Below are 26,569 nucleotides of genomic sequence, written 5' to 3' on the forward strand. Positions count from 1 at the left end.
CCTTCTCCCGGGGTCGGCCGAACCAAGGATCCGCCCATGGCTACCCAACCGCACGACCACATCCTCAAGAGCTACGACGAAGAGCGCCAGCGCCTGGTCGGCGAGATCCTGCGCATGGGCGAGATGTCGATCGCGCAATTGAAGGCCGCGCTCGACGTCGTGGAACGCCGCGACGACAAGGCCGCGGAACGCATCATCGGAAACGACGAGGCGATCGACCTGCTCGAGCAGGAAGTCAGCCACGACGTGATGAAGCTCGCCCTGCGGGGCCCGATGGCGCGGGACCTCCGCGACATCCTCGCCGCCTTGCGGATCGCCTCCGACATCGAGCGCGTCGGCGATTACGGGGCCAACCTGGCCAAGCGTTCGATGGCGCTCAACCAGTCGCCGCCGCTCCCGCACACCCGGGGCCTCAACGCCCTGGGCGAGCTGGCGCTGCAGCAGATGACCGACGTGCTGGCGGCCTTCCGCGATGGCGACGCCGAGGCGGCCCAACGGGTACGCGAGCGCGATGCCGAGCTCGATGTCCTCTACACCGGCCTGTTCCGCGAGCTGCTGACCTACATGATGGAGGATGCGCAGAGCATCACTTCCTGCACCCACATGTTGTTCATGGCCAAGAACATCGAGCGCATCGGCGACCACGCGACCAACATCGCGGAGAACATCTGGTTCCAGGTCCACGGCGAGGACGAGCTCCCGCCGCGAACCAAGCGGGACGAGACAAACACAGCCGCCTGAACCGCCCGGGGCTTCGCTCGAGGGCCTCCCGATGCCGAGCGTGAACGAATCCTGAATAATTCCCGCCCGGCGCACGCCCGTGCATGCTCTTCGGCACTCTTCCTGTTGAACGCCGCCGGCTACCCTCGGAGGGCGACCTGGAGAGCCGGTGCAGATAGCCGCCTACGAGCACGAACTGCAAGCAGCCCACGCTGGCGACCCCACGGCCCTGGCGGACCTGCTGGCGCGGTCCCGGCAGGACATCCGCCGCTACGCCGAGTACCACTGCAGCGTCAACGACGTCGAGGATGCCGTGCAGGAGGCGTTGATCCTGGTATCGCGCAAGTTGTCCGACCTGCGTTCCCTGGAATGCTTCGCTTCGTGGGTATTCCGCATCGTCAAGCGCGAATGCAACCGGATGAAGCGCATCGGTCGCCGCCTGGCGGGCGAACCGATCACGGACGACATCCTGCCGGGCGCCACGCCTGACGCGGCGGAGTGGCGGCAGGACCTCGCATCCGCGCTGCAGTCACTGCCGTATCACTACCGGGAGATCGTGCTGCTCCGGGACCTGGAGGGCCTGAGCATCGCGGAACTCGGCAATCGCCTTGGCGTCACGACCATGGCCGTCAAGGCGCGGCTGCATCGTGCACGGGCGCTCGCCCGCGAGTACCTCCGCGCCTGAGGCACGGTTCACGGCACAATGGCATCCCCCAGCTTTGGTTCCAGCATCCCGCGGCATCGCCCGCACCCAACAGGAGTTACCACCATGGCAAGATCAAACATGAAACCCGTCGCCCTCGCCGTCTGCACCGCGATCGGCGGCATGGCGCTTTCGGCGTCCTCCTTCGCGTCCCACGAATTGTCCAGCGGTTACATGGCTTCGGCTTCGGCAGTGGCCGGTGGCCACAAGGGCGGCGAAGGCAAGTGCGGTGAAGGCAAGTGCGGCATGGACAAGGCCGACACCGACAAGGACGGCAAGATCTCCCGTGCGGAGTTCACCGCGGCACACCCTGACAAGTCGGACCACTTCGCCAAGATGGATGCCAACGGCGACGGGTTCATCGACGCGGCCGAGCACAAGGCGAAGCACTCGGAGGGCAAGTGCGGGGAAGGCAAGTGTGGCGAGGGCAAGTGCGGCGCCGACAAGAAGGCCGACCACGAAGCCAAGAAGGCCGCGGGTGAAGGCAAGTGCGGCGAAGGCAAGTGCGGCGGCAGCGCCTGAGCTGAACACCGCGCCGGTCGCACCGGAGCCATGAGCCCGGCAAGACAGCTCGCGCCCGATGCCGCGGGACTCGGCCTGCGGCGGTCCCTGTTGGGGCCGCTGCGGGCCGCCGATCCGGGGAGTTACGACTTCCTGGAAACGGCACCGGAAAACTGGATCGGGGTCGGCGGCGAACTTGGCGACCAGTTGCATGAACTCAGTGCGCGTTGCCCGCTGGTCTGCCATGGCCTCTCGCTCTCGGTCGGCGGTCCCGCACCGCTGGACGAGACGTTCCTGGCCAAGGTCAGGCGCTTCATGGACGACCATCGGGTCGCGATCTACTCCGAGCACCTGAGCGCCTGCGGCGACAGCCGCGGCCAGCTCTACGACCTGCTGCCGTTGCCGTTCACCGAGGAGGCCGTGCGCCACGTCTCGGCGCGCATCCGGCGCACGCAGGACCTGCTCGGCCAGCGCATCGCCGTGGAGAACATTTCCTACTACGCCGCGCCGTTCCAGGCGATGCCGGAGATCGACTTCATCAATGCCGTCCTGGACGAGTCCGGCTGCGACCTGCTGCTCGACGTCAACAACATCGTTGTCAACGCCACCAACCATGGCTACGACGCCTCCGGTTTCCTGCGTGCCCTGGCCGGCGAACGGATCGCCTACGTCCACGTCGCCGGCCATTACGACGAGGCCGAGGACCTGAAGGTCGACACCCACGGGGCCGCGGTCAGCGACCCGGTCTGGGACCTCCTGGCGGAGGCGTATCGCGTGCACGGTCCGAAGCCGACCCTGCTGGAGCGCGACTTCAATTTCCCGCCGTTCGTCGAGCTGCTCGACGAACTGGGGACCGTGCGCCGGCACCTTGGGGCCGCGCGCAGGGACGACCGCCGTGCCGCCTGACGCCACGCCGCCGCACTCCCCGGCCGAGGCGTTGCGCCAGCAGCAGGATGCCCTCGCCGCGTACATCCGCGACCCGACAGGCCATCCGCCACCTCCCGGGATCGAAGAGCGCCGCCTCAAGATCTATCGCGAACTGTTCTTCAACAATGTTTCCGGGATGCTCGCGGGAAACTTCCCGGTGGTTCGCAGGATCCTCGGCGACGATGCCTGGCAGGCACTGGTTCGCGGTTTCTTCCGCGACCACGACAGCCGCACGCCCCTGTTCACCGAGCTGGCTCGCGAGTTCCTCCGTTACCTGCAGGCGCCGGGGCTCGACGACGGGAAGCCCTGGCTGCGCGAGCTGGCCCACTACGAATGGATCGAACTCGCGTTGCAGATCAGCGAAGCCAGCGACGCGCAGCTCGCGCACGATGCCTTGCGCGACCCGGGATCGAACCCGGAGCTATCGTTGTTGTCGGAGCGACCGGCGCTGTCGCCGCTCGCATGGCCGCTGGCGTACGCGTGGCCGGTGCACATGCTCGGGCCCGGACACCTGCCCGAAGACGCTCCGACCGTCCCCACCTTCCTGCTGGTGCACCGCCAGGCCAGCGGCAAGGTTGCATTCCATGAGCTCAGCCCGCTGACGTTCCGCCTGCTGCAACGCCTGGACGAAGCGCCGGAACTGAGCGGGCGCGAACACCTCGTCGCATTGGCCGGGGAAGCCGGTCGCCCGGACGTGGACGCCTTCATCGCCGAAGGCGCGGCCATGCTCCTGCATTGGTGGGAGGCCGGCGTCGTGCTCGGCGTGCATCGCGACGGCGACGGCTGACGACGAAATCGCGATGTGTCATGCGGCCGCAACCAATGGCAGGCGGTCGATTCCTTGCTAGGCGAGCGCTCCTGCAGAACTCCCGGCACCGGCATGGGACATCGCGGCGGTCGTCGACCCGATGGCTCGGCTACACTGGCCCGATGAACGATGTCACCCAGGACTCCACCGCGACCCCCAGCCCGATGGCGACGCGATTCCGCGGTTACCTGCCGGTGGTCGTCGACGTCGAGACCGGGGGTTTCGACTGGAACACGCATGCATTGCTCGAGATCGCGGTGCTGCCCATCGACCTGGGTGACGATGGACGCTTCGTGCTCGGCGAGGGCGCGAGCGCCCATGTCGTTCCCGCCGAAGGCACGCGCATCGACCCGAAGTCCCTCGAAGTGACCGGCATCGACATCGACCACCCGTTCCGGCTGGCCAAACCAGAACGCGAGGCGCTGGACCATGTCTTCGCCGCGGTCCGCATCGCCGTGCGCAAGCACGGCTGCCAGCGGGCGATCCTGGTCGGGCACAACGCGCATTTCGACCTCAATTTCCTCAATGCCGCCATTGCCCGCACCGGCCACAAACGCAGCCCCTTCCACCCCTTCAGCGTGTTCGACACCGTGACCCTGGCGGGCGTGGCTTACGGCCAGACGGTGTTGGCGCGCGCGGTGCAGGCGGCCGGACTGGAGTGGAACAGCGACGAGGCGCATTCGGCCGTCTACGACACCGAGCGCACCGCGCAGCTGTTCTGCGCCATCGCAAACGCCTGGACGCAAGCCAGGACGGTATGATTCTCTGGTCCGGGGCGCCCCGGGCTCAGGTGTCCAAGCGCTGGCGCACGGCTTCGAACAGCACGATCCCGGCGGCCACCGAAACGTTGAGGCTCTCGACCCCTGGCGCGGACCCCTGGCCGGGCATCGGGATATGCACCAACTGGTCGCAGTGTTCGCGCGTCAACCGGCGCAGGCCATCGCCCTCGCCACCGAGCACGAGCGCGACGTTGCCTCGCAAGTCGAGCGCGTGGATCGACCCGTCGGACTCGCCGGCCAGGCCGTAGATCCACACCCCAAGCTGCTGCAGGTCGCGCAGGCAACGGGCCAGGTTGGTCACGCGGACCACCGGGATGGTGTCGGCGGCGCCCGCGGACGTCTTGCGCACGGTGGCATTGACCTGCACCGCCTTGTCCTTGGGGATCACCACAGCCGTTGCGCCCGCCGCGGCGGCGCTTCGCAGGCAGGCCCCCAGGTTGTGGGGATCCTGCACGCCGTCGAGCACCAGCACCAACGCCCGTCCCGACGCGGCGGAAACCAGTTCCTCCAGGTCGCCTTCGCCCCAGGTCCGCGCCGCGTCATAGCGGGCGACGACGCCCTGGTGGCGCAGGCCACCCGTGACGCCGTCGAGGGCCTTGGATGCGACGCGTCGCAGTTCGATGCCCTGCCGGCGGGCACCGTCCTCGATCTCGGTGATGCGCGGATTCCGGGCCCGGGCCTCGATCAGGACCTCGCGGACGTTGCCGGCATCGTGCTCGATGGCCGCGGCCACCGCGTTGATGCCGGCGATCCACTGGTTGTCGTCCCTGCCGCCGCGTTGCCTGCTCATGCGCGCATTTTGCCCGAGTCCCACGACCGGAGGGTGCGGGGCGCGGCGTTCGCCGGCCGGATCAATACTTCCGTTTCTGGCGCTTCGCGGGTTTGCCGCGCGGCGGCGGCGTGGGCGCGCCCTGTTGCCTGCCCCCTTCCTCGACCAGCCGGAAGTCGATCTTGCGCTCCTCCAGGCTGGCCTTGAGCACCACGATCCGCACGCGGTCGCCGAGCCGGAATTCCCGACCGTTGCGCTGGCCGGCCAGCGTCTTGCGGGTGGGGTCGAAATGGTAATAGTCGTTGGGCAACTGGGTGACGTGCACCAGGCCATTGACCTTGGAGTCGTCGAGCTCGACGAACAGCCCGAAGCTGGTCACGCCGCTGATCACGCCGTCGAACTCGCTGCCGACGTGCTGCTCCATCCACGCGGCGCGGTAACGGTCGTCGACCTCGCGCTGCGCCTCGTCCGCCCGCCGCGAGCGCTCGGAGCACTGTTGCGAGAGCACGGCCATGTCGTTGGCGCTGTAGCGGAAGTCCTCCTCGTCGCCACCGGCCAGCGCATGCTTGATGGCGCGATGCACCAGGAGGTCCGCGTAGCGGCGGATCGGCGAGGTGAAGTGTGCGTATGCCTCCAGCGCCAGTCCGAAGTGGCCGATGTTGTCCGGCGCGTACACCGCCAGGCTCTGGCTACGCAAGACCACCGATTCGAGCAGCGCGGCGTCGGGACGGTCGCGCACGGTTTCGAGCAGCTTGCGGAAATCGCGCGGCTTCACCTTGCTCCAGGGCGGCATGCGCAGGTTGAATTCCTTCAGGAACTCCAGCAGGTCCGCGTACTTGGTCTCCGGCGGCTTGTCGTGGTCGCGATACGGGGCCGGGACGCCCGCGCCCAACAGGAACTCCGCCGCCTGCACGTTGGCCGCGATCATGCACTCCTCGATCAGCTTGTGGGCGTCGTTGCGCTGGATCATCCCGGCCTGGGTCACCTCGCCCTGCGGGCCTAGCACGAACCGCACTTCGGACGTCTCGAACTCGATGGCACCTCGCTGCTGGCGCGCCTTGTCGAGGACCCGGTACAGCTGGTGCAGGTTCCGCACCTGTTCGAGCTGCTTGCCGATGAAGGCCTGCGCCTGCTCACGGTCCTCGTCGGGCACCGCGTCGCCGACGGCATTCCACACCTGGGTGTAGGTCAGCCGAGCGTGCGAATGCATGACGGCTTCGTAGAACTCCGCCCCGGTCACCTGCCCGGCGCGGTCGACCTGCATGTCGCAGACGAAGCACAACCGGTCGACCTTGGGCTTGAGCGAGCAGATCCCGTTGGACAGGGTTTCCGGCAGCATCGGCACGACGAAACCGGGGAAATAGACCGACGTCGCACGCAGCTGCGCCTCCGCATCCAGCGGGGTGCCCGGGCTCACGTAGTGCGAGACGTCCGCGATCGCGACGACCAGCCGGAAACCCTTGCGGTTGGGCTCGCAGTAGACCGCATCGTCGAAATCCTTGGCATCCTCGCCGTCGATCGTCACCAGCGGCAGCTGGCGCAGGTCGATCCGGGAAGACGCCTGTCGCGCGTCGACCTCCACCGGGACGGCGGCGGCCTCCGCCAGCGCCTCCGGCGGGAATTCGTGCGGGATCTCGTGTCCGTGGATGGCCGCTTCCACCGCCAGCGATGCGGTCAGGCGATCGCCCAGCACCGCCAGCACGCGACCGATCGGGGGACGGTGCGTGGTCGGCGGCTGGACGATCTCGCAGACCACGAGCTGGCCGTGGCGGGCATCGAGCCGCGCATCGGACGGAATCTGCACGTTGCGCTGGATGCGGGCATCGTCCGGCACCACGTAGCTGATGCCGGACTCGAGTTCGAAGCGACCGATCAGGCGGTTGAGCCGGCGCTCCAGCACCTCGACGATCGAGCCTTCGCGGCGTCCGCGGTGGTCGATGTTGGTGACGCTGCCCAGCACGTGGTCGCCGTGCATGACCTTGCGCATCTCGAACGGTGGCAGGAACAGGTCGTCGCCGGCGCCGGAATCGGGCCGGAGGAAGCCGAATCCGTCGGGGTTGGCGATCACCGTCCCAGGGATCAGGTCGGCGCGCTTGGCCGGCACGTAGCCGCCGCGCCGGTTCTGAAGCAACTGCCCGTCGCGCAGCATCGCGGAAAGCCGTTTGGCCAATGCCTCGGCCCGGTCTGGGGCCGTGAGTTCGAGGATTTCGGCGATCTTGTCGACCGTCTGCGGGCCATCGGCCGCGTCGAGCAGCTGGAGGATGGCCTCCCGGCTGGCAATGGGGTTCTCGTAGCGGCCGGCTTCGCGGGCGGCATGGGGGTCGGAGATGCCACCGGATCGCCCGGTGCCGCGATCACGGGTGCGAGCGGACGGCTTGGCCGGGGGCTTGCTGCGGCCGGCGGATTGCGCGCCACGGACGATCGACTCGGGCATCCAGCCCGGCAACCGGGCCGGCTCGCCTTTCGCGCCGGCCTTGCCGGCCGTGGACCTGGGACTGGAATCGCCGCGCTCGCCGCCCGCGGTGCCGCTGCGCTTCTTCGATGCCGGAGACGGCTTTCCGCCGCCTGGCTTGCCGCGGCCACCGCCGCGCTTGCTGGGAGTTTTTGCCATCCGCCCGATGTTACACGCCCCGTCCGCGACGACGCGTGCACGGAAGCGTTGACATCCCCCGTCCGGCCACGCACCATACGCGCCCTGCACCCGCCCGGGTGGCGGAATTGGTAGACGCACTAGCTTCAGGTGCTAGCGGGGGCAACTCCGTGGAGGTTCGAGTCCTCTCCCGGGCACCAACCCCAAGCGGAACTCGCTTGCCGCGACGACGAACGAGCGTTGGCGAGCCGCGGATACGAATCACCTGCTGTTTGAGGTGATCCAGAAAACCCCCGCCAGGCGCGGGGGTTTTCCATTTCTGGCCCTGGCAGGCGTCCCGTGCAGGCGCATCGATCGCGACCTCGCATGACCGATATGGACCACACCGATGTGGACCACCGACGCAGATGCCACTCCTGCTCGCCGTGATGGCCGATGAAGCCCCACGCGCCGGGGTTCCAGGTTCGCGGCCACGGTTAGAATCGCCGTGTTCCCCGCGAGCAATGCCAGCCGATGACCGACCCCGTCCGCCCCGCCTTCCACGGTTTCGAGCAGATTCCGCTCCGCGAGTACGCCGAGCGCGCCTACCTCGACTACTCGATGTACGTGGTGCTCGACCGAGCCCTGCCCTTCCTTGGCGACGGGCTCAAGCCGGTGCAGCGGCGGATCATCTACGCGATGAGCGAACTCGGGCTCAACGCCGGCGCCAAACCGAAGAAATCCGCGCGGACCATCGGTGACGTGATCGGCAAGTACCATCCGCACGGCGACAGCGCGTGCTACGAGGCGCTGGTGCTGATGGCACAGCCGTTTTCCTACCGCTATCCGTTGATCGAGGGCCAGGGCAATTTCGGCTCCAGCGACGACCCGAAGTCGTTCGCGGCGATGCGCTACACCGAATCCAGGCTCACGCCGATCGCGGAGGTCCTGCTCGGCGAGCTCGCCCAGGGCACGGTGGACTGGACCCCCAATTTCGACGGCACGCTGGAGGAACCCGGCTGGATGCCGGCGAGGCTGCCGCACCTGCTGCTCAATGGCACCACCGGCATCGCCGTCGGCATGGCGACGGACGTGCCGCCGCACAACCTCAACGAGGTGGTCAGCGCCTGCGTCCGGCTGCTCGATGCGCCCAAGTCCACGGTGCGCGATCTCTGCGAGCACATCCGTGGCCCTGACTACCCCACCGAGGCGGAGATCATCACCCCGGCCGATGACCTCCTGGCGATGTACGAAACCGGCCACGGCAGCGTGCGCGCACGCGCCACCTATCGGAAGGAGGGCACGAACATCGTGCTCACCGCACTGCCCTACCAGGTCAGCCCGGGCAAGGTCATCGAGCAGATCGCCGCGCAGATGCGGGCGAAGAAGCTGCCATGGCTGGAGGACATCCGCGACGAGTCCGACCACGCCAACCCGGTGCGGGTGGTGCTGATCCCGCGCAGCAACCGGGTCGACGTCGAGCAGCTGATGGGCCACCTGTTCGCCACCACGGACCTGGAGAAGAGCTACCGGGTCAACCTCAACATCATCGGCCTGGACGGCAGGCCGCAGGTCAAGGACCTCAGGTCGCTGCTGGCCGAGTGGCTGGAGTTCCGCACGGGCACGGTGACCCGCCGGCTCAACCACCGCCTGGACAAGGTGGAGAAACGGCTGCACCTGCTCGAGGGCCTCCTAGTCGCCTTCCTCAACATCGACGAGGTGATCCACATCATCCGTACCGAGGACGCGCCCAAACCGGCCCTGGTCGCGCGCTTCGAGCTGAGCGAGGCGCAGGCGGACTACATCCTCGATACCCGCCTGAGGCAGCTGGCGCGGCTCGAGGAAATGAAGATCCGGGGCGAGCAGGATGAACTCGACAGCGAGCGCGACCGCCTGATGGCCACGCTCGGCGACAACCGCAAGCTCAGGAAGCTGATCCGGGAGGAACTGCTCGCGGATGCCGAGAAGTTCGGCGATGCCCGCCGCTCCCCGCTGGTCGCGCGCGACGCGGCGCAAGCCTTGGCCGAGACCGACCTGGTTCCGAGCGAGCCGGTCACCATCGTGCTCAGCAGGAAGGGCTGGGTACGCGCCGCCAAGGGCCACGACATCGACGCCGCCGCCCTGTCCTACCGCGAGGGCGACGCATTGGAGGCCGCGGTCCATGGCCGGACGACGCAGCCGGTCGCCTTCATCGACAGCAAGGGCCGCAGCTACTCGACCCTCGCCCATTCGCTGCCGTCGGCGCGCGGCAACGGCGAGCCCCTGACCGGGCGTTTCGCGCCTGCCGCGGGTGCCGGCTTCGTGGCCCTGGCCAGCGGTGAGAACGACACCCGCCTGGTGTTGGCCTCCTCGCAGGGCTATGGCTTCGTCACCCGGTTCGAGAACCTGCTGGGTCGGCAGAAGGCCGGCAAGGCGATGCAAACGCTGACAGCTGGCGCGCATCCGCTGCAGCCGGCGGTGGTCGGCGACGTCGGGACGGATCGCATCGTCGTGGCGACCAGCGCCGGACACGTCCTGGCGTTCCCGGTCGCCGAGCTGCCCGAACTCGACAAAGGCAAGGGCAACAAGCTGATCGAGATCCCCAAGGCCAAGCGCGGTACGGAGCGCGTGGTCGCGGTGGCCGTCGTGCCCCCGGGCGGCACCCTGCAGGTGCATTCCGGCGCGCGGACCATGTCGCTGTCGTTCAAGGACCTGGACAATTACCTGGGCACGCGGGCGACACGGGGCGGCCTGCTGCCGCGGGGCTGGCAAAAGGTCGAACGGCTGTCGTCCGGGTAGCCCGCCACGCCCCACGCCAGTGCGCAATGCACCAGCACCACGACGTCGACTCCATGGGGAACCGCGACGCATGACCCGCTGGCTGAAACGCATTGCAATGCTGTTGCTGGCGATGGTCCTGCTGGGTTTGCTGGCGGCGTGGTGGCAGGTGCGTGCGAGCCTGCCGGTGCTCGATGGCGAGATCGCCCTGCCCGGCCTGTCCGCGCCGGTCTCGATCCAGCGCGATGCCCTGGGCACGGCCACCATCGAGGCGGGCAACGAAGCGGACGCCATGCGTGCGCTGGGCTACCTCCACGCCCAGGAACGCTACTTCGAAATGGACCTCTTGCGCCGCAGTGCGGCGGGAGAGCTGTCCGAACTGTTCGGATCGCGCGCCCTGGAGGCAGACAGGGCGATCCGCATACACCGGATGAGGGCTCGCGTCGAGCGCGAACTCGAAAACATCGCGGGGGGCGAACGCGCGGTGCTGCGGGCCTACGTCGACGGCGTCAACGCCGGGCTCGCGGGGCTGGACTCGCGGCCCTGGCCCTACCTCCTGCTCAGGCAGGCGCCGCGGAGCTGGGCCCTGGAGGACAGCCCGCTGGTGTCCCTTGCGATGTACTTCGACCTGCAGGACGAGCGCAACCGCCGCGAACTCGCGCTGTGGGAGATCGAGCCGCACCTGCCCGCCGAGTTGTTCCGCCTGCTGGCCCGCAACGGCAGCCCCTGGGATGCACCCCTCGCGGACCGTGCGCGGCCGGAGGCCGAGTTGCCCACGGCCGAACAGGTCGACCTGCGGCGCCTGCCTGCACCCGAGGCCACCGCTGCTCCCGGCCAGACCCGCCGGGCCATCCCGCCGGAAGTCGGCAGCAACAGCTTCGCTGTTTCCGGGGCACGCACTCGCGACGGCCGCGCCATCCTTGCCGACGACATGCACCTCGGCCTGCGCGCGCCCAACATCTGGTTCCGGGCGCGGCTGCGCTATCCGGATCCCGACAGTCCCGGCCAGCGCATCGACATTAACGGCTTCACGTTGCCCGGCGTCCCGGGCGTCGTGGTGGGCAGCAATGGCCACGTCGCCTGGGGATTCACCAACAGCTACATCGACACCGCGGACTGGGCGCTGGTGCGGCCCTGCGGCTCGCGTGCAACGGCAGCCGCCAGCGTCTGCACGCCCGTCCGGACGATGCGGGAAACGATCGCCGTGGCCGGGGCCCAATCCGTCTCGATCGACGTGGCGGAAACCGCATGGGGCCCCATCCTGCACCGGCGCCCCGACGGCAACGCGCTGGCGCTGCGCTGGGCCGCGCACCTGCCCGGTGCGATCAACTTCGGACTCATCGACTTCGGCAAGTCGACCGACATCAAGCAGGCCCTATCGCGTGCCGACCGGGCCGCGATCCCGACGCAGAACCTGCTGGTCGCCGACGCGTCCGGGCGGATCGCCTGGCGCTGGCTCGGCCCCATTCCGCAGCGCCGCGCCGGATGCCGGGCCGACCGGCCGCAGCCGGTCGCCGGGGACTGTCCACCTTGGCCGCTTGCCTCGGATCGGTCGCCGGCCATCTTGGAACCGGCTTCGGGCCGGCTCTGGACCGCCAACAACCGCATCGTCGACGGGCCGGCGCTGGTCGCCGCGGGCGACGGCGGTTACGCACTGGGCGCCCGCGCAAGGCAAATCCGCGACAGCCTGTTCCTGCGCGAGGAATTCTCCGAGGAAGACCTGCTGGCGATCCAGCTCGACGATCGCGCGGTGTTCCTCCGACGCTGGTGGGAGTTGATGCGCGAGCAGGCGGGGAACCACCCGACGCCGGCCTTGGGCGAGCTTTCAGGCGCATCGGCGACCTGGCAGGGACGCGCGAGCGAGGACTCGACCAGCTATCGCCTGGTCCGCGCATGGCGGCAGGCCGTCCTCGACCGGATTGCCAAGGGCCTCACCGCGCCGGCGCGGGTTGCACTGGGCGAGGACTTCGACATGCCCCGCCTGCCGCACCTGGAAGGCGTGGCGTGGCCGCTGGTGACCCAACGCCCCGCGCACCTGCTGCCACGTGCATTCGCCAGCTGGGATGCCCTGCTGGAAGACGCCGCGGCCGAAACGCTGGGGCATTTCCAGGGCCAGGGCCCGCTGGCGCAACGCACCTGGGGCGAGCGCAACACCGCCGCGATCTGCCATCCGCTTGCCGGCGCCATCCCGGTACTCGGCAAGCGGCTGCTGTGCATGCCTCCCGATGCGTTGTCGGGCGACCTCGACATGCCCAAGGTGGTCGGACCGGACATGGGCGCCAGCCAGCGCATGGTCGTGTCGCCCGGGCACGAGGCCGACGGCATCATCCACATGCCAGGAGGGCAAAGCGGCCACCCGATGTCGCCCTTCTGGGGCGCGGGTCACGACGACTGGGTGCAGGGGCGGCCGACGCCATTCCTGCCCGGCGAGGCACGGCACGCGCTGACGCTGACGCCGTAGGGTCGCCTTGGTCGCGGGCACGTCCCCGAAAGCGGGTTCGTAACGCCCAGCCTCTCCACCGGGTGCGTTCCCCTTCGCCCTGGCCGGCATCCCGGCACGGACCCGATCGACCCGCCGCAGCGTCCCGGCATGGGCCCCCACCGGGAGGGCCCGCTTCGCTCCCCCGATCGTGCCTAAGGCCGCGTCGCTCCGCTCGAAAGCAGGCGTTCGACCAGTCCGAGGTACAGGTCCGGCAATCGCTCCAGGTCGGACACCGCGACGTGTTCGTCGACCTTGTGGATGCTCGCATTGACCGGTCCGACCTCGATGCACTGCGCACCCAGCGGTGCGATGAAGCGGGCGTCGGAGGTGCCGCCACCGGTGCTTTCCTCGGGTGCCTGGCCGGCGAATTCGGCGAGCACGTGACGCGCGGTTTCGCGCAGCCTGCCTTCGGGCGTGTGGAACGGCTCGCCGCTGCGGTGCCAATGGATGGCGTAGTCGAGCCCGTGCGCCGATAGCAGGGACTCACACTCGGCTTCGAGCCGCGCCGCCTGCCAGTGCGGGTTGAAGCGCAGGTTGAACAAGACCTGCAGCTCGCCCGGGATGACGTTGTTGGCCCCATTGCCGGCATGGACGTCGGTCACCTGCAGGCTGGTCGGCGGAAAGCTGTCGTAACCCTCGTCCCAGCGCCGCGACGACAGCTCGGCCAGGGCCGGCAACGCCTGATGGACCGGATTGCGGGCCGATTCGGGATAGGCCACGTGGCCTTGCAAGCCGCGCACGGCGAGCCTGGCGGACAGGCTGCCCCGCCGACCGACGCGCAACAGGTCGCCCAGGGTTCGCTTCGACGAGGGCTCGCCGGTGATGCACCAGTCGATCCGCTGCCCGCGCTCCCGGAAAACCTCCGCGACCCGGCGAACGCCGTCGATCGCATCGCCCTCCTCGTCGGAGGTCAGCAACAACGCGACGGTGCCTTCGTGCCCCGGGTGCATGGCGACGAACCGCTCTAGGGCGACCACGAAGGCCGCGACGCTGCCCTTCATGTCGGCCGCCCCCCGCCCGTAAAGCACGCCGTCGCGGACCTCGGGTTCGAAGGGATCGCTGGCCCATGCATCCCGCGGTCCCGGCGGCACCACGTCCGTATGCCCGAGCAGCACCAGGACCGGACCGCCGCTGCCGTGGGTGGCCCAGAGGTTGTCGACATCCCCGTGGCGCATGTGCTCGCAGGTGAATCCCGCCCTTTGCAGGCGTTCGGCGATCAACGCCTGGCAACCGGCATCGTCGGGCGTGACCGACGGCCTGCCGATCAGTTCGATCGCCAGGTCGAGGACCTCGCTCACCCGACTACGCTCACTTGGCGATCCCGAAGCGCTGCTTGAAGCCGTTGTCGCTGAAGCCCTGGCTGACGACGCCATCGGCGGTCACGACGACCGGACGCCGGATCAATTGCGGATGCTCGCGCAGCAGCAGTTTCCACTCGGCCTCCGAGCCGGGCGCCTTGCGATGGGCCGGCAAGTTGCGCCAGGTGGTGGACGACTTGTTGACCATCGCGTCCCAGCCGCCCAGCGCATCGCGCCACGAGAGCAGCGTCCCGGCATCGAGCGGTTGCTCCCGGTAGTCCACGAAGGCGTGCGGGATGGCGAACCGGTCCAGCCACTTCCGGGCCTTCCGGCAGGTGTCGCAGTTCTTCAGGCCGTACACGGTGGCGGTCAAGAGGCATGCCCCCGCAGCAACTCGTTGACGCTGGTCTTGGCCCGCGTCCGCTCATCGACCTGCTTGACGATCACCGCGCAATACAGGGAGTGGGACCCGTCGCTGGCGGGCAGCTGCCCCGACACCACGACGCTGTACGGCGGTACCGACCCGTAGCTGACCTCGCCGGTGGCGCGGTTGTATACCCGCGTCGACTGGCCGAGGAACACGCCCATGCCGACCACGCTGTGGTGGCCGACGACGAATCCCTCCACCACCTCCGACCGGGCACCGATAAAGCAATGGTCCTCGATGATCGTCGGGGTCGCCTGCAATGGCTCCAGCACGCCGCCGATGCCGGCGCCGCCGGACAGGTGGCAATGCTCACCGACCTGGGCGCACGAGCCGACCGTCGCCCAGGTATCGACCATTGTGCCGCTGCCGATCCACGCGCCGATGTTGACGAAACTCGGCATTAGCACCACGTCACGCGCGATGTGCGACCCGCGCCGTGCGATGGCGCCGGGAACGACGCGCACGCCGAGCTTGCGGAACGCCGCTTCGTCATGACCGGCGAAGCGCGCCGGGATCTTGTCCCAGAACGGCGCCGGCGCTCCGTCGACGACCTGCATCTCCTGCGTGCGGAAGTACAGCAACACGGCTTTCTTCAGCCACTCGTTGACCTTCCATCCGCCGTTGCCGTCCGGTTCGGCCACGCGCAGGCGGCCCGACTCCAGCCCGTCGATCGCCTGCTCCACCAGGGCTGCGGTCGCACTGCTTGACCGATCGGCGCCGGGTTCCGGCCCCTGCTCCCATGCCGCTTCGATCGACCGTTTGAGGCCCTCGTCGTCGTTCGGGATCCAACCGTCGCCGGCGGTGTCATCAATCATGCGGTTGCTTCTCCATCGATCCTGGCGAGCAGCGCCTCGCGCAGTTGCTCCTGTCGGGCCTGGCCCAGCGCTTTTCCATCCACGTCGCCGACGCGAAACACGTCCTCGGCGCGCTCGCCGAAGGTGGCGATCCGGGCATCGTACACACGCAGGCCCTGCTGGCGCAGCGTATGCGCCACGTCGGCCAGCAAACCCGGCCGGTCGGTGCACACCAGGCTGACCACCGTCGCACGGCCATCGGGGCTGGCGCTGAAACCGATGTTCGGCGGGATCCGGAAGTGGCGCAGGTGGCTGGGCAAGGTCCGTCGCGCGGGACGGATGCCTTCCAGCGGACCGCCGAGCGCGGCGGCGAGGTCGCGGGCGATGGCGTCGGTATCGGGCGGATGCCGCATGTCCCCCGGGATCACCTGGAAGCTGTCGAAGATCGTGCCGTCGGGACCATCGAGGGCGCGCGCCTGCAGGATGGCCAGGCCCATGCGGTCGAGCGTGATCGCGATTGCCGCGAACAGCCCGCTGCGATCCGTCGAGTGCACGAACACTTCCATCGCCTGGCTGTCCTCGTCCAGGAAGCGCGCGCGGACCACCACGTCGCCGACCCGGGCGTCGCGCAACGCCGCCGCCTGCCAGGCGACCTGCTCCGGGTCCCCCCGCAGGAAGCTGTACTCGGGGAAGCGCGCGAGCAGGGCATCGGCCGCGCCACCGTCCATGCCTTGCGACGAGAGCCGTGCGAGCACGGCCGCGCGCGTCTCCTCGATACGCTCCCCCGCGGCCACCGGATGCTCCAGGCCCCGGCGCAGCGCGAGCCGGGTGGCGATCCGCAGGTCGGCCAGCAGGCGGTCCTTCCAGGCGTTCCACAGCTTGGGCGAGGTGCCGGCGATGTCGGCGCAGGTCAGCAGGTAGAGATAGTCCAGGCGCTCGCGGTCGGCGACCTCGCCGGCGAAGCGATGGATGACCGCTGGATCGGAGATGTCCTGCTTCTGCGCGGTGATCGACATCAGCAGGTGCCGGCGGACCAGCCATTCGACCAGTGCCGTGTCGGCTTCGCCCAGGCCGTGGGCCTGGCAGAAGGCGCGTGCATCATCGGCACCCAGCGCGGAGTGGTCCCCGCCCCGGCCCTTGGCGATGTCGTGGAACAGCCCTGCCAGCAGCAGCAGTTCCGGCTTGCGCACGGTCGGCCAGACCTCGTGGGCGACCGAGAATCGCGACTCGGATTCACCGGTGGAGAACGACGCCAGGTTCCGCAGCACCGCGAGCGTGTGCTGGTCGACGGTATAGACGTGGAACAGGTCGAACTGCATCCGCCCGGACACCTGGGCGAATTCCGGGAGCCAGCGTCCCAGCACGCCCAGCCGCGCCAGGCGCTCCAACGTCCGCACCGGCGTCGGTCCGCGCAACAGCGCCATGAAGGCCGACCGATCCTCGGCACGCGCCTCGGCATAGGCGGGCAAATCCGCCAGCGATTCGGCCAGCGCGCGGGCGGTGTGCGAGTGCAGGCCGCGCAATTCGCCATGGGATGCCCACACCGAGAACAGTGCGAAGACTTCGCCGACGTCGCCGTGCGGCCACTGCTTATCCCGGGCGGCCAGGTAGCCGCGCCGAAGCTCGAAACGTGCATCCAGCGGCTCCGGCGTCGCCGCGCCATCGAAATGCTCCTCGAAGCGCTGCAGCAGCCGGTCGCTGATCCGGCGCAGCAGCGCTGCACTGCGGTAGAAGCCCTGCATCATCTGTTCGACGCCGAGGTTGCGGTCGTCGTCGGCGTACCCGAGGCGGGTGGCCAGCGCCTTCTGGTGGTCGAATCGAAGCCGCTCCTCCGCCCGCCCGCACACCAGATGCAGTCCGTAGCGCAGCCGGGAGAGTTCGGCGCGCACGCGCTCCAGGGCCTCGGCCTCGTCGACGCCGACGTGGCCGAGCGCGACCAGGGCCTGGACCTCGCCGACGCCGAAGCTGCGCAACGCGATCCAGCCCAGGGTCTGCAGGTCGCGCAGGCCGCCCGGGCCTTCCTTGAGGTTGGGCTCCAGGTTGTCGGAGGTATCGCCGTATCGCGCGTGCCTGGCTTCCTGCTCGCCCACCTTGGCGAGGAAGTACTTGCGCGCCGGCCAGATCTTCGAAGGCGCGATGGCATCGGCCAATGCCGCGCGGTCGGCGACGTCGGCCACCAGTGGCCGGGATTCCATCAGTGCCGTCATCACCGTGGTGTCGGCGGCGGCTTCGGTGCATTGCGCCGCCGACCTGACCGCATGGCTGGCGGGCAGGCCGACGTCCCAGAGCAACGCGAAGAAAGCCGCCAGCGCGTCCCGCCACGACGCCTGCGCCGCAGGCTCCGCCAGCACCAGCAGGTCGATGTCCGAGTGCGGGTAGAGTTCGCCCCGGCCATAGCCTCCGACGGCGAACAGGGCCACGTCGCGGGTGTCCCCCACGCTGCGTTGCCACGCCTCACGGATCAGCGCGTCCGCGGCCCGGGCGCGCCTTGCGACCAGGCCCGCGACGTCACCACCTTCGGCGAACCGCCGCGCGAGCTCGGCATCCGCCTCGGCCAACCTGGCGCCGGCCGCCTGCGCCCATTGCGTATCGCCGGCCGTCCCGGAAGGTTCGGCTTGCCTGGCCGGCAGGTCGGTCACAGATCGTTGTCGTCGCCCGGCAGCCGCGTCAGGATCTCGACGCCGTCCTCGGTCACCGCCACCGTGTGCTCCCATTGCGCGGAGAGCTTGCGGTCCTTGGTGACCACGGTCCAGCCATCGGGCAGCAGCCGGGTATGCCGCTTGCCCTCGTTGATCATCGGCTCGATGGTGAAGGTCATTCCGGGCTTCAGCACCACGCCTTCGCCGGGCCGGCCGTAGTGCAGGACCTGCGGCTCGTCGTGGTAGACCTTGCCGATGCCGTGGCCGCAGTACTCGCGGACGACGGAAAAGCGCTCGCCCTCGGCGTACTGCTGGATCGCATGTCCGACGTCGCCCAGCGTCGCGCCGGGCCGGACGGCACGGATGCCGCGGAACATGGCTTCCCGGGTGACCTCGACCAGCCGTTTCGCCATCACCGACGGGGTTCCGACGTAGTACATCCGGCTGCTGTCGCCGTGCCAGCCGTCCTTGATGACGGTGACGTCGATATTGAGGATGTCGCCATCCTTGAGCACCTTGGCCTCGCTGGGGATGCCGTGGCAGATCACGTTGTTCACCGACGTGCAGATGGTCTTCGTGTACCCGCGGTAGCCGACGTTGGCCGGCGTGGCCTGCTGCACGTTCACGATGTGCTCGTGGCAGATGCGGTCCAGCTCCTCGGTGGTCACGCCGGGCTTCACGTGCGGAGCCACCACCTGAAGCACTTCCGCCGCCAGGCGGCCGGCCACGCGCATCTGCTCGATCTCGCCAGCGGTCTTGATGTGGATTGCCATCCGGGAATTATCCCCGATCCGGGGCCTCGGCAGGTCGCGTACCGGCCCGGCCTTGCCCCGGGACAGGGGTTCCCCTACAATTCCGCGGCTGACCGGGCGACTTGGCCAGCCGCCCATGCCGGGCGACACCGGCAAATACACACCTGCCGCCACCCACCGTGCCGGGGTGTCCCGGGGAAAGCGGACGAACGTCGAACAGACGCGCCGCCGACCCGGGATCTGTCACGGAAGCGCCAGGGAAGCCCAACCCCGGAGCCCATCGCCCTCGCCGGCGACCGCCATCCCACATGCCTTGGCGGCGGGTTCCCCTTCAGGAGCCACCTTCGATGCCCCAGATCACCATGCGCCAGATGCTGGAGGCCGGCGTTCACTTCGGCCACCAGACCCGCTACTGGAACCCCAAGATGGCGCCGTACATCTTCGGCGCCCGCGGCAAGATCCACATCATCAACCTCGAAAAGACCGTCCCGCTGTTCACGGACGCGATGAACTTCATTTCCGCGATCGCGCAGAAGCGCGGCTACGTGCTCTTCGTCGGCACCAAGCGCAGCGCCCGCGAGGCGGTGAAGGAGGAAGCCGAGCGCTGCGGCATGCCGTACATGACCCAGCGCTGGCTGGGCGGCACGCTGACCAACTTTGCCACGGTCAAGAAGTCCGTCGCCCGGCTCAAGACGCTTGAAGCCGCCGAAACCGATGGCACGTTCGAGAAGCTGGTCAAGCACGAAGTCCTGGGCCTGCGCCGCGAACGCGAGAAGCTGCTGGCCTCGCTGGGCGGGATCAAGGAAATGAACCGCCTGCCCGACGCCCTGTTCGTCATCGACATCGGCCACGAGGACATCGCGATCAAGGAAGCCAAGAAGCTCGGCATCCCGGTCATCGCCGTGGTCGACACCAACTACGACCCGGCACTGGTCGATTACGCCATCCCCGGCAACGACGACGCGATCCGTGCCGTGCAGCTGTACGCCCGTGCCGCCGCCGACGCGGTGCTCGAAGGCAAGGCCGCCGCGCCGAACGTGGCCACTGTCAGCGAGGAGGAGTTCTCCGGCAACGGTACCGAGGCCGCCACGCCTGCGCGCAAGGCGCCGGCGAAGAAGGCCCCGGCCAAGCGCGCCTCCGCCAAGGACGACGGCGTTGCACCGGCCAAGGCGGACGAGCCCGTGCTCGAAGCCAAGGCCGCGACCGAAGTGCCCGCGGCACAGGAAGCGGCTGCAGAAGCCCAGGCCGAAGGCGAGAACGCCGCCGACGCCGGCTGACGGTCCTGCCACCCGGTCGCGCCCCCTGGCGCGGCCGACCTCCCCTTGCAGGACCGGCTCAGGCCGCACGCGACCCCGGCGCCGGAATGGCGTGGGCATCCGCGGCCGTCGCATGGCCTGCAGATCCATACACGAATTCGAGGTTTACCCCATGGCTCAAATCACCGCATCCCTGGTCAAGGAACTGCGCGAACGCACCGGCGCCGGCATGATGGAATGCAAGAAGGCGCTTTCGGAAAGCAACGGCGACATCGACGCAGCCGCCGAGGCGCTGCGCAAGTCAGGGCTGGCCAAGGCCGACAAGAAAGCCGATCGCGTCGCCGCCGAAGGCCGCGTCGCCATGGCCCAGGATGGCGACAAGGCCGCCTTGGTCGAGGTCAATTCCGAAACCGACTTCGTGGCCAAGGACGACAACTTCGTCGGCTTCGCCAGCCATGTCGCCCGGGCCGCACTGGGGGTGGAGGACATCGAGTCCCTCAAGTCCGCCAGGATCGAGTCCGGCAAGACGGTCGAGGAGGCCCGCGCCGAACTGATCGCCAAGGTCGGCGAGAACGTCCAGGTCCGGCGCATGGTCCGGATCGCCAGCAACGACACCGTCGCCGCCTACGTGCATGGCGGCCGCATCGGTGTCCTGGTCGAGCTCAAGGGCGGCGACGCCGAGCTTGCGCGCAGCCTGGCGATGCACATCGCCGCAATGAATCCCCCGCACGTCAAGGCCGCGGACGTCCCGGCCGAGTTCGTCGCCAAGGAAAAGGAGATCGAGCTCGCCAAGATGTCGGACAAGGACCGCGCCAAGCCGCCGGAAATCCTCGAGAAGATCATCAGCGGCAAGATCGCCAAGATCGTGAACGAGGTCACCCTGTACGGCCAACCGTACGTGATGGACACGAACCAGAGCGTCGAGGCGGTCCTGAAGGCCGCGGGCGCGGACGTGGTCCGCTTCGAGCGCCTTGCCGTGGGCGAAGGCATCGAGAAGGTCGTGGAGGATTACGCCGCCGAAGTGATGAAGCAGGCCGGCCTGGCCTGATCCACGCCGACTGGTGGTGCAGGAAGCCGCGGAAAACCGCGGCTTCCTGCGTTTTACGGCCCCGCCACCTCGTGGCGATCCGTCGCGCGACCCGATGCGCCGGGGCGCATCCGCGCCGGTCGGCTATCCGCTAGACTTGTCGCGTTTGCCCGCCCGGAGCCCGCCATGTCGCCACCCCTCGCCTACCGCCGCGTCCTGTTGAAACTTTCCGGCGAGGCACTGATGGGAGACGAGGATTACGGCATCGACCCGAAGGTCATCGCCCGCATCGCCCGCGAGGTGATCGAGGCGCGCGACGCCGGGGCCGAGGTCGCGCTGGTGGTGGGGGGCGGCAACATCTTCCGTGGCGCCGGGCTCGCCGCGAGCGGCATGGACAGGGTCACCGGCGACCAGATGGGCATGCTGGCGACCGTGATCAATGCGCTGGCGATGCAGGACGCCCTGGAAAAGATCGGCGCCAAGGCGCGGGTGATGAGCGCGATCAAGATCAACGACGTCTGCGAGGACTACATCCGCCGCCGCGCGATCCGCCACCTCGAGAAAGGCCGTACCGTGGTGTTCGCCGCCGGTACGGGCAATCCCTTCTTCACCACGGATTCCGGCGCCGCGCTGCGGGCCATCGAGATCGGCGCCGACGTGCTGCTCAAGGCCACCAAGGTCGATGGCGTCTACGACCGGGATCCGAAGCACCACGCCGACGCGGTGCGCTTCGAACGTTTGAGCTACGACGACGTCATCAACCGCGACCTCAAGGTCATGGACACGGCCGCCTTCGCGCTGTGCCGGGACAGCGAACTTCCCCTTCGGATCTTCGACATGAGCCAGCCCGGGCAACTGCTGCGCATCCTGCAGGGCGAGAACATCGGCACCCTGGTCCAGGGGCGCAACTGAGTCCCGTCCCGCGCGGCTGAGCGAGCCTTGCACCGACTGAAATAGTGTCCGCCCTGTCGCGCTGGCACCATCGCCGCATGCACGCTCATCACCATGACCACGACGGCGGCCCGCCGAACGCGACCCGATCGTTCGCCGCGATCACCCTGATCAACCTCGCCTACACGATCCTCGAGGCCGGATACGGGTTCGCAACCAATTCGCTGGCGCTGCTGTCTGATGCCCTGCACAACCTCGGCGATGTCGCGGGCCTGGGGCTGGCCTGGGGCGCGGCGGTTATCGCGCAACGCGCGCCGACCGATCGCCACACCTATGGCTGGCGCCGCGCCACCCTGCTGTCGCCACTGGCCAATGCCCTGATGCTGGTCGGACTGTCCGGCGCGCTTGCCTGGGAAGCCGTGCGCCGCCTAGCGGCGCCGCCCGAGGTGCCGGGCCTGACGATCGTGGTGGTCGCGGCGATCGGCATCGCGGTGAATCTCGGCGCCGCCTGGCTGGTCCGGGATGGTCACAGCCACGACCTCAACCGCCGCGGCGCCTTCCTCCACCTCATGGCGGACGCGGCGGTGTCGTTCGCCACCGTCCTTGCGGGCGCCGGCATGCTCCTGCTTGGATGGCGCTGGCTCGATCCCGTCACGGCGTTGCTGGTCGGGGTCGTGGTCGCGGTGGGCGCGTTCGGCCTGCTGCGCGACGCCTTCAATGCCGCGATGGACGCCGTGCCGGCCGCGATCGACCAAGGCAAGGTACGGGCGTGGCTGGAGGCACAGCACGGGGTCGACGCCGTCCACCACCTGCACATTTGGTCCTTGGGGGCCGGCGAGATCGCGATGACCGCACACCTGGTGCGCCCGCCGGGCGACGACCACGACGCCTTCCTTGATCGCGTCGTGCACGAGCTGGACGAGCGCTTCGGGATCAATCATCCGACGCTGCAGGTCGAACATGGCCACGCCTGCCGGCACGATGAGCACGACCGTGCGCCGCACGGCAGGCCGGTCCCCTGAGGCAGGCCCGACGAATCCAGGGCGCGGCGCCGGGGAGCCCGGCTGGCGTTCCTCTATAATTCCGCCATCGCGAATCCGCAGCGGAGCCGGCCATGCTCGACGACATCAAGAAAGACGCCAAGACAAGGATGCACAAGAGCGTCGAGGCCCTGCGCCACGACCTGACCAAGGTCCGCACCGGGCGGGCCTCCACCGCACTGGTCGACCACCTGAAGGTCGATTACTACGGCTCCGAAATGCCCTTGTCCCAGGTGGCAACCATCGCGGTATCGGATGCCCGCAGCCTGACGATCACCCCTTGGGAGAAGCCCATGGTGGCCGCCGTGGAAAAGGCGATCATGGCGTCCGACCTCGGCCTGACCCCGAATACGGCAGGCACCGTCATCCGCATCAACCTTCCCGCGTTGACCGAGGAGCGCAGGCGCGAGCTGTCCAAGCACGTGCACGCCGAGGGCGAGAACGCCAAGGTGGCCATCCGCAACATCCGACGCGACGCGAACCAGTCGGTCAAGGACCTGCTGAAGGACAAGAAGATCACCGAGGACGAGGAGCGCCGCAGCGAGGACGACATCCAGAAGCTGACCGACAGCGCGATCAAGGACGTGGACGAGGTGGTCAAGGCCAAGGAACAGGAGCTGATGGCGGTCTGAGCCGAGACTCCGGCATGAGCGCAGCCCCACGGCCTGTCCCACGCCACATTGCCATCATCATGGATGGCAATGGGCGCTGGGCCGCACGCCGCAATCGGCCCCGCGCCATCGGCCATCGCGCCGGCGCGCGCGCTGTCAACCTCTGCATCGACTTCTGCCTGGAGCGCGGCATCTCCGCGCTGACGCTGTTCGCGTTTTCCAGCGAGAACTGGGGCCGGCCCGAGGAGGAGGTCGGCGCGTTGATGAAGCTTTTCATGGGTGCGCTGGAGCGCGAGGTCGACGAGCTGCACCGCCGCGGCGTGCAGGTACGCTTCATCGGCGAGCGCGCGCCTTTCGGCGAGGCGATCGCGAAGCGGATGCTCGCCGCCGAAGCCCTGACCTCCGGCAACACGCGCATGACCCTGAGCATCGCCGCCAGCTATGGCGGGCGGCAGGACATCGCGCAGGCCGCCCGTGCCCTGGCGCTTGAAGTGGCGGAAGGGCGCATGCGGCCCGAGGAAATCGACGAAGCGGCCGTCGGTGCCCGGGTCGCGCTGGCGGACCTGCCCCCGCCGGACCTGTTCATCCGCACCGGTGGCGACCTGCGCATCAGCAACTTCCTCCTCTGGCAACTGGCCTACACCGAACTCTGGTTCACCGACAGGCTTTGGCCGGAACTCGATGCCGACCTGCTGCAGCAGGCGATCGACGACTTCGCTTCCCGCGAGCGCCGGTTCGGCCTGACCAGCGCCCAACGGAGCGGCGAGGCGCCGGCCATCGTCGATAAGGCGCCCGGCCCGGATATCATGTCCGGATGACACGCATCCGAGTCTTCACCGCGCTGCTCATGGCACCGGTCGCGATCGCGGCCGTCCTGCTGCTCTCGACGCCGTGGATGGTCGCATTGGGGGCACTGCTGTTCCTGGCGGGGATGTGGGAGTGGTTCCACCTCGCCGAGGTGGAAGACACCCTTGCCCGGAGCGCCCTGCTGGTCGCGAACCTGCTGCTGATGGTGATGATCGTCTGGGCCTCCCCCACCGACGCGGGCGGATCGCTGGTGTTGTTCAAGCTCGCCGTCGTCGTCGGCGTGGTCTGGTGGTTGCTGGCGATGCTGTGGTTGATGAACTACGACTTCGCGTCCGACCACGACACCAATGCCCGCGTGTTCAAACTGGCCGCAGCCACCCTCAGCGTCGTTCCTGCCTGGTGCGCCTTGGCGTTGATCCACAGCGACGGCGCTGGCTGGCTGCTGCTCGCGCTGGCCATGATCTGGGCAGCCGATACCGGCGCCTACTTCGCGGGCCGCGCCTTCGGGAGGCACAAGCTGTCGCCCCGCATCAGCCCGAACAAGACCATCGAGGGCATGGCCGGCGGCGCCGTCGCCAGCATCGTTGTCGCGCTCGCAGGCGCCTACTTTCTGGGCACCGAGGCCACCATGCTGCCGTTGGTGGCCCTGGTCGCCCTGGTCACGGTGCTGTTCTCCGTGGTCGGCGATCTCTTCGAGAGCCTGCTCAAGCGCCATGTCGGCGCCAAGGATTCCGGCAACCTGCTGCCCGGGCACGGGGGGCTGCTGGACCGCCTCGACAGCGTGCTGGCCGCGTTGCCGGTGTTCGCGCTCGGCAAGATCTGGCTGGGATTCTGATGCGCCGCGTTGCCGTCCTGGGTGCGACCGGGTCGATCGGCGGGTCGGCACTGGATGTCATCGCGCGCCACCCCGCCGACCTCCGTGCCAGCGTCCTGTCCGCCGGCAGGCAGGTAGACGCGCTGGTCGAACTCTGCCGGCAGCACCGACCCGACCACGCAGTGATCGCGGCGGCGGAGGGGTATCGCGCATTGCGTGACGGGCTGCGCGGCGCTGGCCTGGACACCCAGGCCCACGCCGGGAGTGAAGCACTGGGCGCCTTGGCCGCCGGCGAAGCCTGCGACACCGTGGTCGCCGCCATCGTGGGCGCGGCGGGCCTGGATTCCACGCTCGCGGCCGCCCGCGCGGGCAAGCGCCTGCTGCTGGCAAACAAGGAATCGCTGGTCCTGGCCGGCGAGCTGATGACAGCCGCCGCACGCGATGGCGGCGCCGAAGTGGTCCCGATCGACAGCGAGCACAACGCGATCTTCCAGTGCGTGCCCACGGCGCAGGCGCGCGAGGGCCTGCGCCGGATCGTTCTCACGGCATCTGGCGGTCCCTTCCGCGGACGCAGCCGTGACACGCTCGCGGCGGCGACGCCGTCGGAGGCGGTCAGGCATCCGAAGTGGTCGATGGGCCCCAAGATCTCCGTCGATTCGGCGACCCTGATGAACAAGGGGCTCGAAGTGATCGAGGCCCACCACCTGTTCAACCTGCCCGGCGACCGCATCGACGTGCTGGTGCATCCGCAAAGCCTGGTGCATTCGCTCGTCGAGTTCGTGGACGGCTCCACCCTGGCCCAGCTCGGCCTGCCGGACATGCGCACGGCGTTGGCGGTCGGGTTCGGCTGGCCGCGCCGGATGTCGTCCGGCGTCGCCGGCCTGGACCTTCTGGCCCACGGCCGCCTCGACTTCGAGGCCCCGGATCTCGAGACCTTCCCCTGCCTGCGCCTGGCCTACGCGGCGCTCGCTGCCGGCGGGACCGCTCCGGCGACCCTCAACGCGGCCAACGAGATCGCGGTTGCGGCCTTCCTCGACGGGCGGATCGGCTTCCTGGCGATTCCCTCGCTCGTCGGCGACGCCCTGGCCGCGAACCCCGCGGGACCGGCGGATTCCCTGGACGCGCTGCGCGAAGCCGACCTCGCCGCGCGGCGCTGGACCGAGCACGCCCTGCCCCGGCACGCGGCATGAGCATGGGC

General features: G+C 68.9%; 22 protein-coding genes, 1 tRNA gene and 1 pseudogene. 17 read left to right on the plus strand and 7 right to left on the minus strand.

Translation table 11 applies throughout. The features are described 5' to 3' along the window. Positions 1 to 36 precede the first annotated feature (36 nt). From phoU to rnt, 6 genes are all read left to right on the plus strand, one after another. Entirely contained in the window at positions 37 to 741 is a 705-nt protein-coding gene (gene phoU / locus ABD970_RS09220; protein WP_345295184.1) for a phosphate signaling complex protein PhoU, read from the plus strand. Positions 742 to 889: 148 nt separating this feature from the next. Next, positions 890 to 1,405, plus strand: a complete 516-nt coding sequence (locus tag ABD970_RS09225) for an RNA polymerase sigma factor (protein WP_345295185.1) — start codon at positions 890 to 892, stop codon at positions 1,403 to 1,405. A gap of 99 nt (positions 1,406 to 1,504) precedes the next feature. Beyond that, positions 1,505 to 1,945, plus strand: a complete 441-nt coding sequence (locus ABD970_RS09230; protein WP_345295186.1) for an HvfA family oxazolone/thioamide-modified RiPP metallophore — start codon at positions 1,505 to 1,507, stop codon at positions 1,943 to 1,945. Positions 1,946 to 1,975: 30 nt separating this feature from the next. After that, positions 1,976 to 2,830: an HvfB family MNIO-type RiPP peptide maturase gene (locus ABD970_RS09235; protein ID WP_345295187.1), complete on the plus strand. Its 855-nt coding sequence runs from the start codon at positions 1,976 to 1,978 to the stop codon at positions 2,828 to 2,830. Continuing rightward, a complete protein-coding gene (locus tag ABD970_RS09240; protein ID WP_345295188.1) occupies positions 2,820 to 3,638 on the plus strand; it encodes an HvfC family RiPP maturation protein in 819 nt (272 codons plus the stop codon). Before ABD970_RS09235 ends, ABD970_RS09240 begins: the two co-directional genes overlap by 11 nt. Positions 3,639 to 3,781: 143 nt before the next feature. Next, on the plus strand, positions 3,782 to 4,420 hold the full coding sequence (gene rnt, locus ABD970_RS09245) for a ribonuclease T (RefSeq protein WP_345295189.1): 639 nt from the start codon (positions 3,782 to 3,784) through the stop codon (positions 4,418 to 4,420). Between the two features lie 25 nt (positions 4,421 to 4,445). On the opposite strand, the gene rlmB is transcribed toward rnt, so the two are convergent. Continuing rightward, a complete protein-coding gene (gene rlmB, locus ABD970_RS09250) occupies positions 4,446 to 5,228 on the minus strand; it encodes a 23S rRNA (guanosine(2251)-2'-O)-methyltransferase RlmB (protein WP_345295190.1) in 783 nt (260 codons plus the stop codon). Between the two features lie 61 nt (positions 5,229 to 5,289). Beyond that, positions 5,290 to 7,818, minus strand: a complete 2,529-nt coding sequence (gene rnr / locus ABD970_RS09255) for a ribonuclease R (protein WP_425563075.1) — start codon at positions 7,816 to 7,818, stop codon at positions 5,290 to 5,292. Positions 7,819 to 7,910: 92 nt separating this feature from the next. Here rnr and ABD970_RS09260 point away from each other — a divergent pair. The 3 genes from ABD970_RS09260 to ABD970_RS09270 all read left to right on the plus strand — a co-directional run bounded on the left by ABD970_RS09260 (position 7,911) and on the right by ABD970_RS09270 (position 12,994). After that, positions 7,911 to 7,997: transfer RNA gene (locus tag ABD970_RS09260), tRNA-Leu, on the plus strand. Positions 7,998 to 8,310: 313 nt separating this feature from the next. Continuing rightward, positions 8,311 to 10,554 carry a DNA topoisomerase IV subunit A gene (parC, locus tag ABD970_RS09265; RefSeq protein WP_345295191.1) on the plus strand — a complete coding sequence of 748 codons (2,244 nt, stop codon included), beginning with the start codon at positions 8,311 to 8,313 and terminating at the stop codon, positions 10,552 to 10,554. A gap of 70 nt (positions 10,555 to 10,624) precedes the next feature. Beyond that, entirely contained in the window at positions 10,625 to 12,994 is a 2,370-nt protein-coding gene (locus ABD970_RS09270) for a penicillin acylase family protein (protein WP_345295192.1), read from the plus strand. 173 nt (positions 12,995 to 13,167) lie between these two features. On the opposite strand, the gene dapE is transcribed toward ABD970_RS09270, so the two are convergent. The 5 genes and pseudogenes from dapE to map all read right to left on the minus strand — a co-directional run bounded on the left by dapE (position 13,168) and on the right by map (position 18,946). Then, a complete protein-coding gene (dapE, locus tag ABD970_RS09275; RefSeq protein ID WP_345295193.1) occupies positions 13,168 to 14,313 on the minus strand; it encodes a succinyl-diaminopimelate desuccinylase in 1,146 nt (381 codons plus the stop codon). 10 nt (positions 14,314 to 14,323) lie between these two features. Beyond that, entirely contained in the window at positions 14,324 to 14,686 is a 363-nt protein-coding gene (locus ABD970_RS09280) for a Spx/MgsR family RNA polymerase-binding regulatory protein (RefSeq protein WP_345295194.1), read from the minus strand. Further along, a pseudogene (dapD, locus tag ABD970_RS09285) lies at positions 14,683 to 15,504 on the minus strand (2,3,4,5-tetrahydropyridine-2,6-dicarboxylate N-succinyltransferase); the annotation flags it as partial. The gene ABD970_RS09280 and the pseudogene dapD, both read right to left, overlap by 4 nt. A 47-nt stretch (positions 15,505 to 15,551) precedes the next feature. Beyond that, complete coding sequence (gene glnD / locus ABD970_RS09290; RefSeq protein WP_345295195.1) at positions 15,552 to 18,173, minus strand: [protein-PII] uridylyltransferase; 2,622 nt, start codon at positions 18,171 to 18,173, stop codon at positions 15,552 to 15,554. Continuing rightward, positions 18,170 to 18,946, minus strand: a complete 777-nt coding sequence (gene map / locus ABD970_RS09295) for a type I methionyl aminopeptidase (protein ID WP_345295196.1) — start codon at positions 18,944 to 18,946, stop codon at positions 18,170 to 18,172. Before map ends, glnD begins: the two co-directional genes overlap by 4 nt. A gap of 326 nt (positions 18,947 to 19,272) precedes the next feature. Here map and rpsB point away from each other — a divergent pair, with 326 nt between their 5' ends. From rpsB to ABD970_RS09335, 8 genes are all read left to right on the plus strand, one after another. Beyond that, a complete protein-coding gene (gene rpsB / locus ABD970_RS09300; protein ID WP_345295197.1) occupies positions 19,273 to 20,202 on the plus strand; it encodes a 30S ribosomal protein S2 in 930 nt (309 codons plus the stop codon). Between the two features lie 151 nt (positions 20,203 to 20,353). Continuing rightward, a complete protein-coding gene (gene tsf / locus ABD970_RS09305; RefSeq protein ID WP_345295198.1) occupies positions 20,354 to 21,229 on the plus strand; it encodes a translation elongation factor Ts in 876 nt (291 codons plus the stop codon). 165 nt (positions 21,230 to 21,394) lie between these two features. Then, positions 21,395 to 22,120, plus strand: coding sequence for a UMP kinase (pyrH, locus tag ABD970_RS09310; protein WP_345295199.1), 726 nt, complete (start codon positions 21,395 to 21,397; stop codon positions 22,118 to 22,120). Between the two features lie 77 nt (positions 22,121 to 22,197). Beyond that, entirely contained in the window at positions 22,198 to 23,121 is a 924-nt protein-coding gene (locus ABD970_RS09315) for a cation diffusion facilitator family transporter (RefSeq protein WP_345295200.1), read from the plus strand. A 92-nt stretch (positions 23,122 to 23,213) separates the two neighbouring features. Then, positions 23,214 to 23,771, plus strand: a complete 558-nt coding sequence (frr, locus tag ABD970_RS09320) for a ribosome recycling factor (RefSeq protein WP_345295201.1) — start codon at positions 23,214 to 23,216, stop codon at positions 23,769 to 23,771. Between the two features lie 14 nt (positions 23,772 to 23,785). Continuing rightward, positions 23,786 to 24,568 carry a polyprenyl diphosphate synthase gene (gene uppS / locus ABD970_RS09325; RefSeq protein ID WP_345295202.1) on the plus strand — a complete coding sequence of 261 codons (783 nt, stop codon included), beginning with the start codon at positions 23,786 to 23,788 and terminating at the stop codon, positions 24,566 to 24,568. Beyond that, entirely contained in the window at positions 24,565 to 25,392 is an 828-nt protein-coding gene (locus tag ABD970_RS09330; RefSeq protein ID WP_345295203.1) for a phosphatidate cytidylyltransferase, read from the plus strand. The genes uppS and ABD970_RS09330 overlap by 4 nt, the downstream gene beginning before the upstream one ends. After that, entirely contained in the window at positions 25,377 to 26,561 is a 1,185-nt protein-coding gene (locus ABD970_RS09335) for a 1-deoxy-D-xylulose-5-phosphate reductoisomerase (protein WP_345295702.1), read from the plus strand. Before ABD970_RS09330 ends, ABD970_RS09335 begins: the two co-directional genes overlap by 16 nt. Positions 26,562 to 26,569 lie beyond the last annotated feature (8 nt).

It is taken from the genome of Luteimonas vadosa (assembly GCF_039543545.1).
GTDB classification, from domain to species: domain Bacteria; phylum Pseudomonadota; class Gammaproteobacteria; order Xanthomonadales; family Xanthomonadaceae; genus Luteimonas; species Luteimonas vadosa.

Bases quoted from the DNA above. Each gene is read 5' to 3' on its own strand.
- parC (WP_345295191.1), top strand. From the start codon at position 8,311: ATGACCGACCCCGTCCGCCCCGCCTTCCACGGTTTCGAGCAGATTCCG.
- ABD970_RS09330 (WP_345295203.1), top strand. From the start codon at position 24,565: ATGACACGCATCCGAGTCTTCACCGCGCTGCTCATGGCACCGGTCGCG.
- phoU (WP_345295184.1), top strand. From the start codon at position 37: ATGGCTACCCAACCGCACGACCACATCCTCAAGAGCTACGACGAAGAG.
- uppS (WP_345295202.1), top strand. From the start codon at position 23,786: ATGAGCGCAGCCCCACGGCCTGTCCCACGCCACATTGCCATCATCATG.
- ABD970_RS09315 (WP_345295200.1), top strand. From the start codon at position 22,198: ATGCACGCTCATCACCATGACCACGACGGCGGCCCGCCGAACGCGACC.
- ABD970_RS09230 (WP_345295186.1), top strand. From the start codon at position 1,505: ATGAAACCCGTCGCCCTCGCCGTCTGCACCGCGATCGGCGGCATGGCG.
- pyrH (WP_345295199.1), top strand. From the start codon at position 21,395: ATGTCGCCACCCCTCGCCTACCGCCGCGTCCTGTTGAAACTTTCCGGC.
- rlmB (WP_345295190.1), bottom strand. From the start codon at position 5,228: ATGAGCAGGCAACGCGGCGGCAGGGACGACAACCAGTGGATCGCCGGC.
- map (WP_345295196.1), bottom strand. From the start codon at position 18,946: ATGGCAATCCACATCAAGACCGCTGGCGAGATCGAGCAGATGCGCGTG.
- rnr (WP_425563075.1), bottom strand. From the start codon at position 7,818: ATGGCAAAAACTCCCAGCAAGCGCGGCGGTGGCCGCGGCAAGCCAGGC.
- frr (WP_345295201.1), top strand. From the start codon at position 23,214: ATGCTCGACGACATCAAGAAAGACGCCAAGACAAGGATGCACAAGAGC.
- tsf (WP_345295198.1), top strand. From the start codon at position 20,354: ATGGCTCAAATCACCGCATCCCTGGTCAAGGAACTGCGCGAACGCACC.
- rnt (WP_345295189.1), top strand. From the start codon at position 3,782: ATGAACGATGTCACCCAGGACTCCACCGCGACCCCCAGCCCGATGGCG.
- ABD970_RS09235 (WP_345295187.1), top strand. From the start codon at position 1,976: ATGAGCCCGGCAAGACAGCTCGCGCCCGATGCCGCGGGACTCGGCCTG.
- ABD970_RS09270 (WP_345295192.1), top strand. From the start codon at position 10,625: ATGACCCGCTGGCTGAAACGCATTGCAATGCTGTTGCTGGCGATGGTC.
- rpsB (WP_345295197.1), top strand. From the start codon at position 19,273: ATGCCCCAGATCACCATGCGCCAGATGCTGGAGGCCGGCGTTCACTTC.